Raw genomic sequence first — 20,438 nt, forward strand, 5'->3', positions numbered from 1 at the left:
ACATACTACGCTTGATTGATGGCCTCCGGAAATACGACCTCCACCCGGATAGCTTTTAACCCTTTCAATCCCTGTAATTCTTCCAGTTCCAGCTCTTCCAGCTCCTTCTTCAACTCTCCCGATTCCTGGAGGTAACGGATAAACGGAAGATAATCTTCCAGGTCTTTGGGATCAGAATAAATCAACGCAATCTTTCCCGGTTGGGTTAACCGCTCTTCTGTATCCCGGATATGCACTTTATCGATCCGCTTCTTGATCATCTGGTAACGGATGTTGTACGCGCCTTCTACATCAAATTTCCGCTCATCTACCCGGAAGCCAATATCGATGGGATGCGCATGTACAAAGATCAGTTGGGTGGTATACAAAGATTTGGGCATTTGCGTGAGCAGCTCTTGCGTAAGCCGGGCCACCGCCACCATCGACGAAAGCTGCCATAGGCGGATATGTTTGAGGTGCAGGTGATTGAATGGACGGTTCGGCGCAATCGCCTGGCCGATATAAATATCATACTCCACCCCATCCGTTCTGAATTTTTCAAAATAACAGGGATAAGATTCCTGGAGCCTGGATTTCTCTGACTCAAAATATCCATTCACCGTCTGATTGATCATGCGCATGGATTTTTCCAGCGCGTCTTTGTTACTATCGCTACTAAGGTTGTGTATACACACATCAATGTTTTCCCGCTGCTGCGGGTATTGTCCCGCCACATGCTGCAGGTACTCCACCGCGGTAACTTCCAGGAAGCGGTTCAGCTCATTTTCATCTGAGGGACTCAGCTGCTGCTGTAACAACGCCTGCTGCCATTGCAGGCAGTGAAAAATCATTTCCTTGAGGAGATCATCTTCATGTTGGCTGCGTAAAGTATCGAGGGTGGATGCCAGCAGGCTCAAATGCCCATCCAGGTCGGCAATAATAGCCTTATTTCTTTCCACCGTAGAGTTACGTATATCAATAGCGCCATACAACGGGTATACCTCTTTAAACAGGATGGGCAGCATCACCGCCGGCTGGTTTCTTTTTACCTGGTAGAGGTATTGCCAGGCGGCTTCATTAAACTTCCATTGCACAGCAGGCTGTATAGAGGTAAATTTTTCCTTGATCACCTTTTCTATCTCCAGGTTAAACTCATCTATATAAATCTGCAATAGCTGCGCTAAAGCCGCTATAGCGGGTTCCAGCAACGCGAGAGTCCTGTCTCCAAAAGTTTCCTCTCCCCAGGTATGCACTGCCAGTACGCCTACCAGTTCATGCACATGATACAGGGGCATCAGTGCGAGCGACTTTACGCCCAGCTTACGGAAATGTTCCAGGAAGGCATATTCTTTTCGGGTTTCCAGGAAAATATCGGAAGAGAAATAGAAAACGGGTTTCGCTGAAAATCCTTTTACCTGGCGACGGAACTCTTCCGCAGGCAGCCGGTCTTCACCCCATACCTGGAACAAAATACCGGTGCCTCCTTTTTCAAAACCAAATACCGGCTCATCATTTACCCGCAGGAAGGGAAACAGGTCAAATTCAATTTTGCTGTTGCGCAACAATGACTTCAACGATTGTATCACCTGCTGGTAGCTTTTCTCTCCAGTGAGGGCTGTCCGGGAAAGTCTCACCTGGCGGATATTTTCTACGGCTTTTTGTGCGGTAATATCGGTAACGGTAACGACGCAGAAACCTCGAAAACGGAACATGTCCAGGGGTAGCAGCTGTTGCAGTACTTCAAACCCGCCTCCTTCACTCATGCTGGTATATAACTGTACAAAATCGATTTCCGGCAATGGTTCTTTGGCCGTTACTGTCATGAAATCGGTGTTGATATGTACAGCATAGTATTGCAACAAACCCGTTGCCTTGTTAATGCCCGCATGGTATAAATCCGTTCTTACGGGCGCCTGGAAATTGTAGAGTCGCTGTAAGATGAAAACGTATACCTGCCGTAGCCTTTCCATATGGTACTCGGCCGGCGAACGCGCTACTTCATAGGTATGATCATGGCCTTTGTTGTCCATCAATTCATACATCTGGTCGGTGCCATAAAACGTAATGGGCTGAAAGGGAAAGCTAAGCCCCCATACCAGGTCCTGCTCCCCTCTCATGGCGGGTGACAGGCAAGCGTAGATATATTCCAGCAAAGGGCCATACCGGATAATTTCTGCCAGGGGAATGTCCCGTTGACTGACATCTGAAGATAGCAACTGTTGCAGGGTTTCCTGGTATACCATCGCCTTTACAGTATGTTCTTCTGCTACCCTCTTTCTAAGATAGGCAACAAACGGTTCAAAGGAGATGGCAGCATCGATCGTCAACGGTTGCGCCTTATTTGCGGACACATCCAGTATGATGGTTTGCATAATAGGATCATTCTTTCGTTTCCAAAGGTAGGGAATCCCTGATAATTGTAAGGTACAACACGCATACCATGGCTATGAACCACAAATAACTTATCTTGTTTTCCTGTAATTCCATACCCCGATTTCAACAACCTCTAAACCATCGTACATCATGAAAACAATCTACTTTTTAGCAGCTTTATGCCTGTTGATGATTTCCAATGCCTTTGCGCAGCAGGACTCTGCCGCCATGATGAAAGCATGGATGACCTATATGACACCCGGCCCCCAGCACCAGCACATGGCCCTGGCAGATGGTGAATGGACCACCGAAGCCAGCTTCTGGGAAAAACCCGGCGACCCTCCCCAAAAATCATCCGGCAGTTGTGTCAACAAAATGATCATGGGTGGCAGGTATTGCCAAAGCAAATACACCGGCAATATGATGGGCATGCCCTTCGAAGGCCTTGGCATAATGGCTTACGACAATGCGCGAAAAATGTATGTCAGTACCTGGATCGATAATATGGGCACCGGCATCATGAACATGGAAGGTAAATGGAACGACGACCTTAAAGCCCTTGAATTAACCGGGGAAATGGACGACCCTATCACCGGCAAACATGTGAAGCTCCGCCAGGTGGAAAAGTGGCAGGACAATGACCATCATACCATGGAAATGTACCGCATGAGTGATGGCCAGGAAGTAAAAGAAATGGAAATTGTCTTTACCCGGAAATAATGATCCTATTATCATCAACGGCCTCACTCGCGGGGCCGTTGGTATTTATCGCAATATCGTATCAGGATCATAATCAGGGCACCCTCCTGCAAAAGAGGCGACCAGCGCACCCAGCGCATTGGCAAACACCAGGCACTCCCGGGCTGGCCGTTTGCGGATCACACTGTGCAGAAACCCTGCCAGGAAAGCATCGCCACTACCAATTGTATCTACCACCTTTACCGGTATCCCCGGTTCTACATAAGCAGTATTATCCATCCATAACAACGCACCATCTGCCCCCATCGTTACCACAATGGTATGGATGTTAAACCGCGCCGACAAAAGCCGCACTGCCTGTTCCTTATCTTCATAAGGATGATACCAGCTGCTGATCAGCTCCAGCTCCGTAATATTCAACTTCAATATGTGGCACTGCGCTAATAGCCATTCTACATGCGCCCGGGTATAATGCGGCTCCCGCAGGTTAATATCCAGCACCTTAACCACCGCTTCCTTCAACGCCTGCTCCAGCGTATGGCGCGATACCACGTCACGGGAACAAAGGCTCCCGAATACCAGGTACCGGGTATCCGGCCGGTGCAATAATGCCGCCAACGACGGCTCCCATTGAATAAAATCCCACGCCGCCGGATATACGATATCGTAATGTACCTCATGGGGATTGCTCATATCGGCATATACCTTACCCGTTTCCTGCTTTTCATCCTGTTGTATATAGCGGGTATCGAGTCCATACCCCTGAAGCATGTTGAGCAATCCCTGTCCCCTGGCATCTTTACCTACCCGCGATACCAGGGAAACGGTTTCGCCTAAACGTTGCAGGTGATAGGCCACATTCATCACCGCCCCACCCGGTAATTCCTTCGCCGGAAGAATATCCCATAACATTTCTCCAAAACATACAATCGCGTTTGACATACCTTTTCGTTTTAAGTAGCACTTACATAAGGTAAACAAAATACAATAAAGCCCTTATATTTATATCCGCAATCCCACCTTAAACCATTAGCATATGCACCAGGAACAACATTTAAAAAGCTCGGATTTCATCACAGACATGGTAATCGGCATGAGTGATGGCCTGACAGTACCTTTTGCCCTGGCTGCCGGCCTTAGCGGCGCCGTGAGCAGCAACAGCATCATCCTCACTGCCGGCATCGCCGAAATAGTGGCCGGCTGTATTGCCATGGGACTGGGTGGATACCTGGCCGGAAAAACAGAACTGGAACACTACGACAGCGAATTAAAACGGGAATATAACGAAGTGGAAACAGTACCGGCAAAAGAAATGGATGAAGTAAAGGAAATATTTGCCGAATACGGGCTAAGTCCCGAAGCCCAACACCTGGTGGCAACTGAACTGGCGAAAGACAAAACAAAATGGGTGAATTTTATGATGAAGTTCGAATTGGGACTGGAGGCGCCGGATCCCAACAGGGCCCGTAAGAGCGCCCTCACCATCGGCGTATCTTATTTCGTGGGCGGTCTGCTTCCCTTGTCGGCCTACCTGCTTACGGATACGCCCCAACGCGGACTGCTAGGATCTACCATCCTCACCGTTATCTGCCTGTTTGTATTTGGCTACTTCAAAAGTAAGGTAACCGGGCAACCACCCATTGCCGGCGCGCTGAAAGTAACCATGATCGGCATACTGGCCGCCGCTGCCGCTTTTGGCATTGCCAGGCTTGTAGCCTGATCATTAAGCATTCGGATATACTTCCCTGTTAGCAATGGGTAACCGGTGATATCAATTCATGAAACTGTCTCCCAAACTATATAAATGGCTTAAAATACTGCTGGTGCTATTCCTCCTCCGGATAGTCATTGGCGGTATCCTGTATTACCTGGTGACCCATAAATTTGTAAAAGTTATACAGTACATCGTTAACAAAGAATCTGGCAACACCTACAAATTTGATGCAGCAGACATCGACTTTTCCCTGTTGAAGAGAAATATTGTGGTACACAATGCAAAGCTCATCTGCAAAGACACCCTTCATGTAAATGCCCATTACGATGCCAGCATTCCCCGGCTGTATCTCTCCATACAATCCTGGAGGGCGCTGATCTTCCATAAAAAGCTGCTGGTCGATAGCCTCTCCGTCATCAGTCCGCACCTGACAATGCATGAACATATGCCGAGAGGGCCCAGGCAGGATACTTTTCAGTTGTCGTCTATTGTGCAACACCTGGAACAAACGCTGGAATATGTAAATGCGCGAATCGTACATGTGCAGGAAGGATCGTTGGTATATAGTCGGGTGAATGGCCCGGCGCCATTACATATTAACCATTTTAATTTTTCTATTGTCAACTTTACCAAGGTCACCAACTCCGATAATCATATACTGGGTTCAGATGATGTAGAGTTTTCATTCGATAACCAATACTGGATTTTGCCAGATGGCAGGAATACCGTCAGTTTCAAGCGGCTGCATTTTTCGGGGAAGAAACAGGTGTTTGAGCTGGATTCCTGTACCATTGTCAGTAATCCTACCGCCACCAGCGGGGGCATGTCGCTGCAGGCCGATAAATTTTATTTCAATGCCCGCCACCTGCCTGCTATTTATATGCGCCAGGAACTGCTGATCGACACCCTCGTATGTATACGGCCGGTATTAAAGCTCCCCGGCCGGAAAACCAGCAACCACGATAAAAAGCGGGCATTAGACAGTCTCCCTAATACGCTGTTCAAAAAAATAAACTTCCGGTATGTCGCCGTAAAAGACGGTGCGCTGCTACTGACGGGTCACATATCTACCGGCACCACCCGCAGCACCAACCTGAACATTTACAACCTCACCATTGCTCATGATACAGTGCCCGGCATTACCACCGACAGCATCGCCCTCAGTCTGAATAAGATTAAATTTTATTCGCTCGACAGCCTGTTTCAGCTGAGTGTAGATGAATTTACATTGCAGCATAACGATGTCATTTTTAACAATGTGGAATATGGGCCTACGCCGCAAAACCATTCTGGCAAGGGCCTTACTTTTACGGCGCCATCCCTGCGACTGAACGATGTAAGCCTGGAAGACCTGTTAAAAAAACATTTGAAAGCAGATAATGCCTTATTGTTTCAGCCCCGCATCAGCTTCCTCACCAAAGAAAAACGGGGCAGCAAGCGGGTAGCTGTAGTCGACCGCGGCAGCATTAAAATGCCCGCCTTCTATCAAACCCTGCACAACCTGAGTGAGGTAATTATGGTGGACACCTTCCATATACAGGATGGCAATGCCAGCTTCACCGCTACCGGCCAACTACCGGTGAAATTACAGCTGAAAAATATTACCACCGACGTATTGCTGCATAACTTTTTCCTCAGCGACTCCCTGGTAGATATTAAACACGCGATGCCCAACCTGCATATACGGGAAATAAACGCCACTGCCGGGAAAACAAACATCACGGTAAACAACTACACTTTCGACGGCACTCACCGCCACAACAAAGCCAGCCAGCTGGCAGCCAGGCTGGAAAATGGCGCCCGCCTTACAGCCAGGGAGCTGTATTGGGAGGTATTTGACTGGGACGTCTTCCAACAGTCAAAAGATATACAGGTAGACCTGATACGCCTGGGCACCCTGCAAATACAACTACCGCCCAAAACCGGCCATACTGCGGTATCCCATAAAAACCTGCCGGTGATACGCATCGGCCAGCTCGATATCCGTCAGCTGCAATTCAATAACCCTCACAGCAGCTTCGACGCCAGTAATATTGCCTTCCGGAACGTCCGCACCTTGCTACGTTTCATTACCTGGGGCTCCGCAGCGGGGCAATTCCATCATATCAGCCACCACAATGGAGGTACCGGCCTGGATATCGCCCAGGTATCGCTAAACCATAACCAGGCCACTGTTACCGATGCCAGTGTTACCTTATATAACGACAACGGATATACTAAAATAAAAATTCCTTCCCTGGATATTGCCGCAGATATACACAGCACGGAGTTGAAAGAGCTATCTATCGACTCACTCAGCGCTCACCAGCCTGAGGTAAGCATCTATCACCAGGGAAAAGCTATCGAAAAAAGTAATGGATCTATTCCTTTAATGACGGAGATCAAACAGCTGAATATACAGGATGCCCGCATTGAGTATACTACCGTGAAAGACAAAGACAGCAGCCAGCTGCAAACCCATGTAAACCTCCGGGGTAGCAGAGTACAACTGCACATTGGTAACCGCAACCGGTGGCACTACGATCATATGAACATGGATTTTTCCCGGTTGCAGTTTCACAACAAAACCATAGAGACCCTTATCCCTCATTTGTCGGTGCAGCTCCACCAGGGCAGCATACTCGAAAATGCGGCGCATCAGCTATCTGTCACGTCCGGCGTAGATATGCGCTGGCAAAATGCTTCCCTGGCACTGCACCATGCCGATTCGCTACAATTACAGCTCCATCATTTATCGGGAATATTTAACGAGCCTGCCTTTGTTTTCCGGCAGCCTGACAAAATGCCCTGGGCATCGCTGCTCCATAATACCCGTATCGACCAGGGCGCCCTGTACTACAAAAACAAACAGCTACATGCCACGGTGGATAGTTTCGCCATGGATCCTGATCATCACGGCCTCGCACTTTATCGTTTCCAGGTAATGCCTAACCTAAGCGCAGAAGAAACGTTCCGCACCGCCAAATGGCAGCGCGACTATATCACCGTAACCGGGGAAGCGCTACATATCGGTGGATTACTGCTCCGGGAACAAGCCGGAGATACCACCCTGGCGATACGGCATATCCTGGCCGATCATACACAGTTGACTACGCAAAGGGATAAACGGATACCATTCGAACATGGCATTGAAAAATATATGCCCACACAGTTAATCAACACCATTCCGTTTCGCTTGCAGGTAGATTCTATTGAATTGCGGGAATCCGCGGTGACGGTGAAAGAATCTTCCAAAGCCACTCAACAATGGTCAGCCATACCTATTACGGGGATCAATGCCCTGATCACTCATTTTGGCAATATACATACCGGCGGCGACAGCCTGCATATCGTGGCCCGGGGCCAGCTGCTGGGCAGCCCCATTCATCATTTTTCTTACCGGGAATCTTACAGCGACTCACTTTCTGGATTTGTAGCACAAAGTTACCTGGCGCCTATGGACCTGGAAAGATTCAACACAGTTGCTATTCCCATGGCCGCGGTGAAAGTAAAGCGGGGATATGCTGACAGCATTTACTCCCGCTGGACTGGGAATAAATATGCCACCCTGGGTGATATGCATTTTTTCTATCATGGTCTGCGCATACAGGTGCTGGATAAGAAAGATACGACCCGCACCGGTTTTATGGCCAACCTGAAAACCACGCTCGCTAACCTGTTGCTGAGAAATGTCAATCACCGGCCTACCCAGATGTTTTTTATACGCGACCGGGAGAAGTTTGTATTCAACTATTGGGTAAAAGCTGAAACTTCCGGTATCGTTACCGCCGTAGGCATAAAGAAAGACCGGAAATACCTGAAACGATACAATAAAGTAGCTAAGAAATTTTCTTTACCGAAAACACTGACCCGTTAACTTATTCCCGGATAAGGGACAATGCCTTTTCCAATACCTCATCCCGGCTTCCCGTATACCCTTCACCGTTGGCGTAACAATGATATCTGGCTGGATCCCCACCCGCTGGGTTTCTTCCCCATTGGGATAATAAACACCGATACCGGTAAACAGGGAATTGAGTCCCCCGGGAATCGTGAGGTAGGATACATTGCCATCGGCGCCGGCAGTGGTACTGCCGGTGGTAAACTTGACAAAGGTTTGCCCTTCCGGTAATACATATATGGCCAATGATCCCAGCATATCAGCTTTGCGCGACGCCCAACAGGGGTAACATGGCAAACAATAACAGAAAGCCGGTCTTCATATAAAAAGGGTATATGCAAATGTGAATATTAACCTTAAATTAGTTGGTATTATTGTATGTGTATAGCTGAAATTATAACATGATGAATTTAGCTGCACGAACGAGTATTTTATCCGACATTTGTTACCCAATTTTAATCGACTATGAAAGTTTGTATTGCTGAAAAACCAAGTGTGGCAAGGGATATTGCAGAAGTGATCGGGGCAAAACAACGCAAAGATGGCTACTATGAAGGTAATGGCTACCAGGTAACCTGGACGTTCGGCCATTTCTGTACCCTCAAGGAGCCACATGATTACTATGAACAGTGGAAGTTCTGGCGACTGGAAGACCTTCCGATGATACCTCCCAGCTTCGGTATTAAGCTGATTGAAAACACCGGGGTACAGAAGCAGTTTAAGGTGATAGAAACCCTGGTACAGCAATGCGAAGAAGTGATTAACTGCGGGGATGCCGGCCAGGAAGGCGAACTGATACAGCGTTGGGTATTATTGAAAGCAAAATGTACGGCTCCTATCAAGCGGCTGTGGATTTCTTCGTTGACGGTAGAAGCGATCCGCGATGGATTCCTGCACCTGAAAATGGCCGATCAATATGATAACCTGTATGCAGCCGGCAGTGCCAGGGCCATAGGCGACTGGCTACTGGGCATGAACGCTACCCGGCTGTTTACCAAAAAATTTGCCCAGGGCAAGGTGGTGCTGTCAATAGGTCGCGTACAAACTCCTACCCTGGCCATGATTGTACAACGGCAGAAAGAAATCAATGCCTTCGTATCGGAAGACTACTGGGAACTGAAAACCATCTACCGGGAAACAGAATTTACCGCCGCCATCGATCGTCTCAAAACGCTGGATAAAGCCGCCAAAGGGCTGGCCTACCTGAAAGAACACCCGTTTGAAGTCACCTCCTTCGAAAAGAAAGATGGCAAGGAAGGCAATCCACGCCTGTTCGACCTCACAGCCCTGCAGGTAGAAGCCAACAAAAAACTGGGATATACCGCAGATGATACGCTTAAATATATCCAGAATCTTTACGAGAAAAAGCTGACCACCTACCCCAGGGTAGATACTACTTACCTCTCGGAAGACCTGCATCCAAAAATAGCGGGGATACTGGCAGACATGACACCTTATGCCGCGCTCACAGCGCCGCTGCTGGCCAATCCCATTCCCAAGCTGAAAACAGTATTCGATGATAAAAAAGTAACCGACCACCATGCCATTATTCCTACCGGCATGCATCCCGGCGGACTTCCCATCGAAGAAAAAAGGATTTACGACCTCGTAGCCCGCCGCTTCATTGCAGCCTTTTACCCAGAATGTAAAATATCCAATACCACCGTACTCGGTAAAGTAGGCCAGGTACCATTTAAAGTAACCGGTAAGCAAATCCTGGAACCCGGCTGGAAAGAGGTATATGCCAATGATGTGAAAGAGAAAAAAGAGGGAGAAGAAGAAGAAAAAATACTGCCCCACTTCGAAGTAGGCGAAAGCGGACCTCATACGCCCAGGATACACCAGGGAAAAACAACACCGCCTAAAGCCTTTACAGAAGCTACTTTGCTCCGGGCCATGGAAACAGCCGGCAAACAGGTAGATGACGAGGAAATGCGCGAACTGCTGAAAGACAACGGCATTGGACGCCCCTCCACCCGCGCCAACATTATCGAAACCCTGTTCCGCAGGAAATACATAGAAAAGAAGAAGAAAAACATTTATGCCACCCAAACCGGCATAGACCTTATCGATACCATCCAAACAGAGCTGCTGAAAAGCGCAGAACTCACAGGACAATGGGAACGCAAGCTCCGCCTGATCGAAAAAGGCGAATACGCTATGGATACCTTCAAAGATGAATTAATACAGATGGTGGTAGACCTTACCAAAGAAGTAAAAACTGCCAGCTACAAATTCATTACCGTGGCGCCAGATCCGCCTCCCGTGCCAGAAGAAAAAGAGAAACCCAAAAAAGAACCGAAACCAAAGAAGGTGGTTGTAGTTGAAGAACTAACCTGCCCAAAATGTAAAACGCATTTGCTGAAAAAAGGGAATACCGCCTACGGCTGTACGAATTTCAAGGAATGTGGTTTCAAAATTCCTTTTGCGCCTATCGATAAAAAACTCAGCGATAAACAAATTGCCGACCTGGTAACCAAAGGGAAAAGTGGGAAACTGGTGTTGGGAGAAGATTTTACGGTGAAGCAGAAAGCGTAAGGCAGAAAGCTTAAAGCAAAAAGCTATTGCAGCGAATGATCTTTGCGGATATTTCAAAATCGCATTGGTCATTCGCTGCAATAGCTTTTTGCTTTCTGCCTTAAACGCTAAGCTTCAATCGCGGTAGCGATCGTCACTTCTTTCCACTGTTCCAGGTCGGCGGTAATTACCTCCATTTTCTGGAAAGCCATATTGTAGGCATCTTCACCAAGGAACAGGTGCAGGGGGGCCTGGGCATCGCCGGCTATCTTAATAACTGCAGCTACAGCTTTTTCAGGGTCTCCGGCCTGGTTGCCATTAATCTGATGCTGGTGTGCATCCTGGACAGCGCGCACATTTTCATAAACAGCCAGTGGTTGAGCAGGTGTGCCCAGTGAGCTGGAAGCAAGGAAGTCAGTTCTGAAATATCCTGGTGATACGATCGTTACCTGGATACCGAAAGGTTTTACCTCTGTGGACAGTGATTCAGACAATCCATCTACGGCAAATTTGGTAGCACAGTAGATGCCGAAACCAGGGAAGGCGCCTGTAAATCCGGCGATAGAAGAAATGTTGAAGATATGACCGGATTGCTGCGCTCTCATATGTGGCAGTACTGCTCGGGTAACGTTGAGCAGCCCAAATACATTGACGTCGAAGCTGGCACGAACCTCTGCATCAGACAATTCTTCCACGCTGCCCACTTGTCCGTAACCGGCATTATTCACCAGTACATCTATACGTCCAAATTGTTGGATAGTGGCATCTACTGCCTGTTGGATGCTGCTTTCGCTTTTCAGGTCGACTGACAGCGGGAGGAAATTAGGATCAGCAGATATGACGCGAAGATCACCGATGCTGCGGGAAGTTGCCGCTACTTTATATCCCTGACTAAGTAATTGTTGTACGAATGAGCGACCTAATCCTTTAGAGGCGCCGGTTACAAACCAAACAGAAGTATTGTTCATGATCTTGTGTGTTTTTTGATGACACAAAGCTAGAACAGGAACGACTATCCGTTGTTACGCGGTTCAAACCAATCATTGCAAAATTCAAACATCCCTGAAAGCACCCGGGGTGAGCTGGGTATGTTTCTTAAAGAAGTTATTGAAATGCGCGGGTTCCTCAAATCCCAGGGCGTAGCTGATTTCCGATATGTTCCAGTCGGTATGCTTCAGCAGGGCCTTAGCTTCGGTGGTGAGCCGCTCCGCAATGTGTGCGGTGGTGGTTTTACCGGTGGTATCACGTATTGCCCGGTTCAGGTGGTTAACGTGAACCGACAGCTGTTTTGCGAAGTCGTTGGCCGACCTCATCAAAAAACGTTGCCCCGGCGATTCGATCGGGAACTGTCGTTCCAGCAGCTCATTAAATACCGATGTGATACGGGTTTTGGCATCGGTATGCTGATGCACGAATTCTGAAGGCTGCATTTTCAAGGCATAGTGCATGATCTCTGTGAGGTAATTTCGCAGCAGGTCGTATTTTAATACATAGTCGCTGTTAATTTCTCCCAACATCTTTTTAAACAACTGCGAGACTTCTTTATCCTGTTCTTTGTTTAAAAGATAGGAAGGAATACCCCCGGGCGCCATCATCGGTAATTCATGAATATTGCCTCTCATAACGCCGGTAAAAAAAGACTCCTTAAATATGCAGAAATAGCCATTGTTATCGCCCGACAACGACTCCCAGGCATAAGGTACCTGCGGGTTGCAAAAGATCAGGGCACTGCCGTTCATTTCTATGGTTTTGTCGGCGTAATGATACAGGTTATGTCCACGTACCAGGCTCACTTTATAAAAATCACGGCGACTGTATTTAACGGTGACGGCTCCGTTTACGATACAGTCTTCCAGCCGGAATACGTTGAAGTGACCCAGGTCCTGTTGCAGGCGGTCGGGCACCGCATTGAATTTATGCTGGTAAAATTCCTGTAAGGTTTCTGTTTTATTCATATCACGAAGTTACAAAATTCAAACACCCTGGAGCATAGGGAGGTTAGCTTTCTTTTTCAGCCAGTCTGCGTTCATTGCTGTTAATCGCCACATCGTTAATAGAAGCCAGTCTACGCAGCATCAGCCCGTTTTCGTCAAATTCCCATAATTCGTTACCGTACTGACGGACAGTTTCCTCTGTGAACGGAGGCAAAGGAAATCTCTTTTCCATGATGTATATTTTTTAGTGATTAAATACAGATCGATCTGTCTTTCATAAAATTCACAAAAAAAGAGCGTCATATATTATCTTGCCTCGCATCAGATGTATCAAATTATCACAAAACATGCATTCCACATTCAGGCACTCCTTACAAATACTTATTGCTGTACTATCATTTTTGACGGCGGCTGCCAATCCACAGCCACCCTGCGCCGCTACCCGGTTACAATGCGAACACCTGTTTACGCCACTCGGTATAGATGCCGCACATCCCCGCCTGTCGTGGCAACTGGCCGATAATCGCGCAGCAGCGCGGCAAACCGCCTACCTGGTAAAAGTAAGCACTGACTCCATCGCCCTGGATGCACATCCCATCTGGACGTCCGGCAAAATGAATAAGGCCGATATACTAACAGCTTACACCGGACCGGCCCTGCAACCATTTACCCGGTACTACTGGAGCGTGGAAGTGTGGGACAAAGACGGAAAGCAATCGCCCGCCACCCGCTCCTGGTTTGAAACCGGCATGCTCAGCAGCAGCAACTGGAAAGGCGCCTGGATCAGCGATGGCGTTAACATACATACCAAGCCGGCACCCAACTTCCGGAAAGTTTTTACAGCTGGCAAACCGATTCAATCGGCCCGTGCCTACATCGCTGTAGCAGGACTGTACGAACTGTATATCAACGGACAAAAGGCAGGTAACCATCGCCTCGATCCTATGTACACCCGCTTCGACCGTCGTACCCTCTACGTTACCTACGATGTTACTTCCCTCCTGCAACCCGGACAAAACGCCATCGGTGTAACCCTCGGCAACGGATGGTATAACCACCAGTCAACCGCTGTATGGAACTTCCATGAAGCCCCCTGGCGCGGCAGGCCCGCTTTCTGCATGGACCTGCGCATTACCTATACCGATGGCAGCACCGCCACCATCTCCACCGGGAAGGACTGGAAAACAGCCACCGGCCCCATCGTATTCAACAGCATTTACACCGCCGAACATTACGACGCCCGCCTGGAACAGCCAGGATGGACCACACCGTCGTTCAACGACCAGCAATGGCACAACGTAATCTTCCGGGCAGCGCCTTCCAAAAACATTGTGTCGCAGCAACTTTATCCCATTACCAATGTGGAAGAAATCCCGGCTGTCAGTGTGAACCAAATGAACGATAGCACCTGGGTATTTGACCTGGGCAGGAACATTGCCGGCGTAAGTAAGATACGCGTAAGCGGCGCACCCGGCACGGTACTCCGGCTGAAACACGGCGAACAACTGGATAAAAATGGATTCGTTGATCTCTCCAATATCGTTGTACATTACCGCCCTACCGATAACACGGATCCTTTTCAAACAGATATCTATACACTGAATGGCAAAGGCGAAGAAACCTTTATGCCGCATTTCAACTATAAAGGATTTCAGTATGTGGAAGTGACCAGCAGCCAGCCGGTAAAACTGACCAGAGAAAGCCTTACCGGCTACTTTATGCACAGCGATGTGCCCCCGGCAGGCCAGGTAAACGGCAGCGATACCATGATCAATAAATTGTGGTGGGCCACCAATAACGCCTATCTCTCCAACTTATTTGGCTATCCGACTGACTGCCCGCAACGGGAAAAAAATGGGTGGACCGGCGATGCACAAATTGCCATAGAAACCGGTCTCTATAACTTCGACGGCATTACCATCTACGAAAAATGGCTGGCCGACCACCGGGATGAACAACAACCCAACGGCGTACTGCCTTCTATCATTCCCACCGGCGGCTGGGGGTACGAATGGGGCAACGGCCCGGACTGGACGAGCACCATCGCCATTATTCCCTGGAATATTTACCTTTTTTACGGCGATACTACGCTGCTGTCGGCTTCCTATGAATCGATGCGCCGTTATGTGGACCATATCACCGATATCAGTCCCTCCGGCCTCACCACCTGGGGATTGGGCGACTGGGTGCCTGTAAAGTCAAAAACACCCGTGGAATTCACTTCTACGGCCTACTATTATGCCGACGCGCTGATACTCGCCAAGGCGGCGAAACTCTTTGGTAAAACAGCCGACTACACCCGCTACCAGGCATTGGCCGATAAAATAAAAGCAGCTTTTAATGCCAAATACCTGCATACGGATACGGGCATTTACGGCGAGGGTGTACAAACGGAGCAAAGCGCAGCACTTTATTGGGGACTGGTGCCTGATGCCATGAAAAGCAAGGTGGCCGCGCAATTGGCACAACGCGTAGCCGACGATCACTTTCACCTCGATGTAGGCCTGCTGGGCACCAAAAGCATCCTGAATGCACTCAGCGAAAACGGCTATGCCGATGTGGCCTACAAGCTGGCCGCACAACGCACCTTTCCTTCCTGGGGCTGGTGGATCATGAACGGCGCTACCACCCTGTACGAAAACTGGGATATACACGCGGCCTCCGACCTGTCGCGCAACCATATTATGTTTGGGGAAATTGGCGCCTGGTTGTATAAAGGCATTGCCGGCATTAAACCAGACGAAACAGCACCCGGATTCAGGAACATCCTGCTATCGCCGCAGTTTGTAGATGGACTGGACCATTTTGAAGCCACCCATGAAAGTCCCTATGGTCGCATTGTTTCCGCCTGGAAAAGGAACGGCAGCATAATTAGCTATACCGTTACCATACCTGCCAACAGCCATGGAGACTTATTCTTTCATCTCTCTCCTCAACAAAAAATATATCAGCAAAACAAGGTGGTAAGTACCGTAGCTACCCCTAAAGGAGCGCGCTACCAGGTGAGTGCAGGCACCTGGGAGTTTCAGATTAAGTAGGCGGGATCCCTGCGGATAATTTCCACCCCATTCTTTCCCGCAATGATGGCCACCTGGGCCATCTGGTAAAAAAGAGACGTTTCGAGTATACCCGGAATGTCTTTTAACCGCTGGTTTAGGCTGTCTAATGGCGGGAAAGAACGGAACCAGATATCGATGAGCAAATTGCCATTTTCAGAAATCACAGCCCCATCTTTTTTATTGCTGAGGCGGAGTACCGGGTTGGCCAGTGAAAACAAATCACGGATCCGCCGCATCACAAAAGGCAGCGATTCCGGTATCAGTTCTATCACTACCGGGAACGTCGTATATAGCTGGGCTACATATTTGCTGCCATCTCCCACCAAAACAAACTTATCCGCCATCGCTGCCAGCAGCTTTTCATGGGTATGTATACCACCGCCACTTTTCAATGCGTTGAGATGCTGGTCAAATTGATCGCAGCCATCAAAATAAATATCCAGTTGGGATACCTCACTGATCGGCTTTACCGTAAAGCCATTTTCCAGCAGGAGCTGCCGGGTATTAAAGGAAGAAGTAACCGTAGTAATATGCTTCCACCGGGTAGCGTCTTCTTTCAGGTAATTTACCAGGTGTGCCATGGTACTCCCCGCACCCACGCCTATTACCTGTCCGGGTTTTATAAAATCTAATGCTGCCCTGGCAGCCACTTGTTTCAGGTCTTCCATATTTTTAAAGCTGAAGGCTTAAAGCGAAAAGTAAAAAGCTATTTTAGCGAATGCTTAAATATACGCTTTAATCATTCGCTAAAATAGCTTTTTACTTTTCGCTTTATGCTTGCTGCCTTATGCTAATCTCGTAGCTCATTCCTTTTGTTGTATTAAAATGCAGCACGCCGTTTTTGTACTGGTGGGGTACTACAGCCCCGCTACGATCCTTTACCACGGCTGATGCTGGCAGTAATAACCGACAGGTGGCACCTGTACCGGAAAGCACATTAACCGTTTGCACCTGTTGGTGTTGCCAGGTGAAATCTACCACAAAACCGTTCACGGCTTTCAGGCCTTTCACTTTCCCGGTGGCAAACTGTTCATCTGATGGCAATGCCGGAAGGAAGCGGATAATGTTATCCACGCCATGGCTTTGCAGCAGCATTTCTGCGATACCTGCTGTGGCGCCAAAGTTGCCATCGATCTGGAAAGGCGGGTGTGCGCAAAACAGGTTGTCATAAGTACCGGCACCGGAATTCATTTTGATTTCGCTCCCGGCAGCGGCAGGCGCCCATAGCTCTTTCAGCATTTTATAGGCATGGTTACCATCGCCCAGGCGGGCCCAGAAAGCCACTTTCCAGGCGCGGGACCAACCGGTACCGGCATCACCTCTCGTCTGCAATGTTCGCTTCGCTGCTGCCGCCATTTCCGGCGTATCCCAGGGCGTAATTTCATCGTAAGGATACAGGCCATATAACGGTGATACGTGGCGGTGGTGCGGGTCGGCCTCCTTATAGTCCTGCAGCCATTCCTGTACACCTCCCGTAGTGGGGCTGACCTGGTTCGGCGCCAGGCGCGACACGATATGTTGCAGGCTGTCGGCCCAGGCCTTATCTGTTTGCAGGATGCGGGCCGCTGCTACTGCGGCGCCCAATACATCACGGCAAATCTGCATGTCCATAGTAGGGCCCATACAGGTTTCGCCGGTGCGGCCGTCCGGAAGTACGTAGGTATTCTCGGGAGAATTGGAAGGCGCTGTTACCAACCATTGATGGGAAGGCTCTGTAATGAGCACATCTTTATAAAACTCCCCTACGCCTTTCAGTATTGGGTATACTTCTTTCAGGAATTGTTTATCGTTCGTGTACTGGTAATGTTTCCAGAGATGAGTAGCCACCCAGGCGCCTCCGTTGGCCGTAGATCCCCAGCCAGCCCCCTCACCCGGCGACGTATAGCCCCAGGGGTTAGCAATCACGTGTGCTACCCAGCCTTTGGCATTGTAGTAACGGCGTGCGGTACGGCGGCCATAGTCGGCCATCTGCTTCGTTAACGTAAACAGCGGCTGATGGCAATCCGACAGGTTCGTTACCTCTGCCGGCCAGTAGTTCATTTCCACGTTGATATCGAGGTGGTAGTCGCCATTCCAGGGGGTCTGGTATTCTTCCGCCCACAGGCCTTGTAAATTGGCAGGCATCCCACCTTTGCGGGAAGAGCTGATCAACAGGTAGCGGCCAAAATTGAAATACAACGACATCAGGGAAGCGTCTTTTTGTCCCTGTTGCAAGCGTTGTAAACGGGCAACGGTCGACAGGTCTTTTACCTCATTGTTACTATTATCGGTAAAGGCAACCTGGCAGCGGTTAAACAACGCAGTATAGTCTTTTACATGCGATTGCAGCAACGCAGGCCAGGCCACCGTAGCGGCTTTGGCGATATCCTTCACGGTAGCCGCAAGCGGCGCTGGTCCGGGTTTCTCTACGTTGGGCCAGTTCATATTGGTATGTGCGGCCACCAGCAGGATACATTCATTGGCGCCGTTGATCGTTACCTGGTCTTTAATTTGCGTGCGGGTACCGCCGCTCGAAATTACTTTCAATACAGCCGCATATTGTACGCCAGCATCATCATGGCCGCCATTCAGGGTACCTGTCATTTCCAGTGCACCATTTACCAGGCGTATGCTGGCACGTTCCCGGCGATATAAGCCCGTGCTGAAAGACAGGCTGCCGGGTTTATCGGCTACCAGCCGGATAGCGATCACCCGCTGGGGGGCAGATACCAGCACTTCTTCTTTATAAGTGACCCCGGCCTTTTTCCAGGTAAGGATATTGATAGCACTATCCAGTTTCAGTGTACGTTGATAACCAGTTACTGCTGATACCGTGTCTTTCCACTGGATAAATAAATCGCCCAGGGTTTGATAGCAACCGAACTTCACATTGGCGCCATTGCCGCTACCAGAGCCGGGACCGGCACAGATAAAATATTGCTGCAGCATTTTCTGCGCTTCAATATTTTTCCCTTCCAACAGCAACTGCTGGATCTGGTGCAGGTACTGGCCCGCTTCTTTACTGTCGGCGTCCTGTATGCCACCGGACCACATGGATATTTCATTGAGTACAATTCTCTCCCTATTGGTATTACCAAATACCATGGCTCCCATACGCCCATTCCCTAAAGGAGCAGCCGCCGTAAAATGGCTGGCGGGTTCATCGAAACGAACGGTAACATCGGATTGTGCGGATAAGGTGAGTGCGCCCAACAACAAGGCTGCCTGTAATGTGGAATATATCTTGCAGTTCATGTCTTACAAAATATATAAAAAAAACAGCCATCAAAAGGATTGCGAATTCCCGCTTAATAATTGCGAATTCTGTATAGCTTTTATACCGGTGGCCCGGGGCTAATCAGCAGTATCCGTCAGTGCATACCGGTTAGCGTAATGGAGGGGCACAACCGGACGTGCAGTACGGGAGCCCCAGGCATCCGTAAAACAAGCGCCGTAATAAAATATCAGGGAAGAATAAAACATAAACAGCAACAACAGCACCATCGATGCGGAAGCCCCGTAAATGCTATTGATACTGCTATACGTGAGCATCACTTTCAACACGGCTTTACCTATGTTGAATAAAATGCTCGTTACAAAAGCGCCGGTGAGGCCTACTCTCCATCGCGGACGGCCATCGGGCAGGAAATAAAACACCAGGAAAAACCAGATCATCACCACGAGCACCGATATCACATAGTTCAGGGCACTATTGTAGTAAACACCTAATGCCGGTATATATTCATCAATATATTTCCCCAGGAAGGCTCTGGCAGTTTCCGCTACCAGGTCAATGATAAACAGGATGCCTGCAAAAACGATCACCAGCGCCCCTTTCAGGCGGGATAACATCATGCGGCCAAAGCCTACTTTTTGCGAGGGGCGTACCCGCCACAGCTCATTGAGGGAGCTCTTTATTATTTTAAACAAAGTGGTGGCCACAAAAAGTAAGAAAAGAAATCCTGCAATAGCAATGATCCAGTTTTGCGCAATGCTCCTGAAGGCACGCAGCGTTTGCAAGATGGCTTCCGTTGTTTCCACGCCAAATATGCCTTCCAGCTGTGCCATTAACCGTTTCCCCGGGTGCTGGATCCGGAATATTACCCGCAGTAATTGTATAATGATAATAAGGATAGCAGGCAGGGCAAAAGTGGTAAAAAAGGCCGTTGCACCCGCCATTCTCAACGGATCATTTGCCTGGAGCGATTGATATGCATCCTTGAAAGACAGCAGCAACAGCTGCCAGCGAGGTAATATTCTTTCCTTTGTAACGGTTTCCATGCCAGGCAATTAAGGCTCAATTT

14 protein-coding genes are annotated in these 20,438 nt (G+C 48.9%); 5 read left to right on the forward strand and 9 right to left on the reverse strand.

From position 1 onward, the window contains the following. Positions 1-5 precede the first annotated feature (5 nt). Entirely contained in the window at positions 6-2,351 is a 2,346-nt protein-coding gene (locus FHW36_RS24585) for a GAF domain-containing protein (protein ID WP_145673083.1), read from the reverse strand. Positions 2,352-2,502: 151 nt separating this feature from the next. Here FHW36_RS24585 and FHW36_RS24590 point away from each other — a divergent pair, with 151 nt between their 5' ends. After that, a complete protein-coding gene (locus FHW36_RS24590; RefSeq protein ID WP_145673084.1) occupies positions 2,503-3,072 on the forward strand; it encodes a DUF1579 domain-containing protein in 570 nt (189 codons plus the stop codon). Between the two features lie 45 nt (positions 3,073-3,117). Here the strand turns inward: FHW36_RS24590 and FHW36_RS24595 are convergent, their stop codons facing one another. Next, a complete protein-coding gene (locus tag FHW36_RS24595) occupies positions 3,118-3,993 on the reverse strand; it encodes a carbohydrate kinase family protein (RefSeq protein ID WP_145673086.1) in 876 nt (291 codons plus the stop codon). Positions 3,994-4,087: 94 nt separating this feature from the next. Here FHW36_RS24595 and FHW36_RS24600 point away from each other — a divergent pair, with 94 nt between their 5' ends. Then, positions 4,088-4,771, forward strand: coding sequence for a VIT1/CCC1 transporter family protein (locus FHW36_RS24600; RefSeq protein WP_145673087.1), 684 nt, complete (start codon positions 4,088-4,090; stop codon positions 4,769-4,771). 58 nt (positions 4,772-4,829) lie between these two features. Then, on the forward strand, positions 4,830-8,621 hold the full coding sequence (locus FHW36_RS24605) for a hypothetical protein (RefSeq protein ID WP_145673088.1): 3,792 nt from the start codon (positions 4,830-4,832) through the stop codon (positions 8,619-8,621). Here the strand turns inward: FHW36_RS24605 and FHW36_RS24610 are convergent. Further along, entirely contained in the window at positions 8,598-8,903 is a 306-nt protein-coding gene (locus tag FHW36_RS24610) for a S41 family peptidase (protein ID WP_145673089.1), read from the reverse strand. The two genes, FHW36_RS24605 and FHW36_RS24610, sit on opposite strands and share 24 nt — an antisense overlap. Before the next feature lie 207 nt (positions 8,904-9,110). Between FHW36_RS24610 and FHW36_RS24615 the strand changes: the two genes are divergently transcribed. Then, the gene (locus tag FHW36_RS24615) at positions 9,111-11,183 is read left to right on the forward strand and encodes a DNA topoisomerase 3 (RefSeq protein ID WP_145673090.1); all 2,073 of its coding nucleotides are present in this window, start codon (positions 9,111-9,113) and stop codon (positions 11,181-11,183) included. 107 nt (positions 11,184-11,290) lie between these two features. On the opposite strand, the gene FHW36_RS24620 is transcribed toward FHW36_RS24615, so the two are convergent. The 3 genes from FHW36_RS24620 to FHW36_RS24630 form a co-directional block, all read right to left on the reverse strand. Further along, positions 11,291-12,130: an oxidoreductase gene (locus tag FHW36_RS24620; protein WP_145673093.1), complete on the reverse strand. Its 840-nt coding sequence runs from the start codon at positions 12,128-12,130 to the stop codon at positions 11,291-11,293. 84 nt (positions 12,131-12,214) lie between these two features. Beyond that, complete coding sequence (locus FHW36_RS24625) at positions 12,215-13,117, reverse strand: helix-turn-helix domain-containing protein (RefSeq protein ID WP_145673095.1); 903 nt, start codon at positions 13,115-13,117, stop codon at positions 12,215-12,217. A 43-nt stretch (positions 13,118-13,160) separates the two neighbouring features. Then, positions 13,161-13,328, reverse strand: coding sequence for a DUF1348 family protein (locus FHW36_RS24630; RefSeq protein WP_222429167.1), 168 nt, complete (start codon positions 13,326-13,328; stop codon positions 13,161-13,163). Between the two features lie 115 nt (positions 13,329-13,443). Between FHW36_RS24630 and FHW36_RS24635 the strand changes: the two genes are divergently transcribed. Then, the gene (locus FHW36_RS24635; RefSeq protein ID WP_145673096.1) at positions 13,444-16,134 is read left to right on the forward strand and encodes an alpha-L-rhamnosidase; all 2,691 of its coding nucleotides are present in this window, start codon (positions 13,444-13,446) and stop codon (positions 16,132-16,134) included. Here FHW36_RS24635 and rpiA read toward each other — a convergent pair. The 3 genes from rpiA to FHW36_RS24650 form a co-directional block, all read right to left on the reverse strand. After that, on the reverse strand, positions 16,122-16,823 hold the full coding sequence (gene rpiA, locus FHW36_RS24640; RefSeq protein WP_145673098.1) for a ribose 5-phosphate isomerase A: 702 nt from the start codon (positions 16,821-16,823) through the stop codon (positions 16,122-16,124). The two genes, FHW36_RS24635 and rpiA, sit on opposite strands and share 13 nt — an antisense overlap. Positions 16,824-16,926: 103 nt before the next feature. Further along, the gene (locus FHW36_RS24645) at positions 16,927-19,389 is read right to left on the reverse strand and encodes a glycosyl hydrolase family 95 catalytic domain-containing protein (protein WP_145673099.1); all 2,463 of its coding nucleotides are present in this window, start codon (positions 19,387-19,389) and stop codon (positions 16,927-16,929) included. A 99-nt stretch (positions 19,390-19,488) separates the two neighbouring features. Beyond that, positions 19,489-20,415, reverse strand: coding sequence for a YihY/virulence factor BrkB family protein (locus FHW36_RS24650; protein ID WP_145673101.1), 927 nt, complete (start codon positions 20,413-20,415; stop codon positions 19,489-19,491). Positions 20,416-20,438: the final 23 nt, after the last annotated feature.

The sequence above is a fragment of the Chitinophaga polysaccharea genome (genome assembly GCF_007829335.1).
GTDB classification, from domain to species: Bacteria; Bacteroidota; Bacteroidia; order Chitinophagales; family Chitinophagaceae; genus Chitinophaga; species Chitinophaga polysaccharea_B.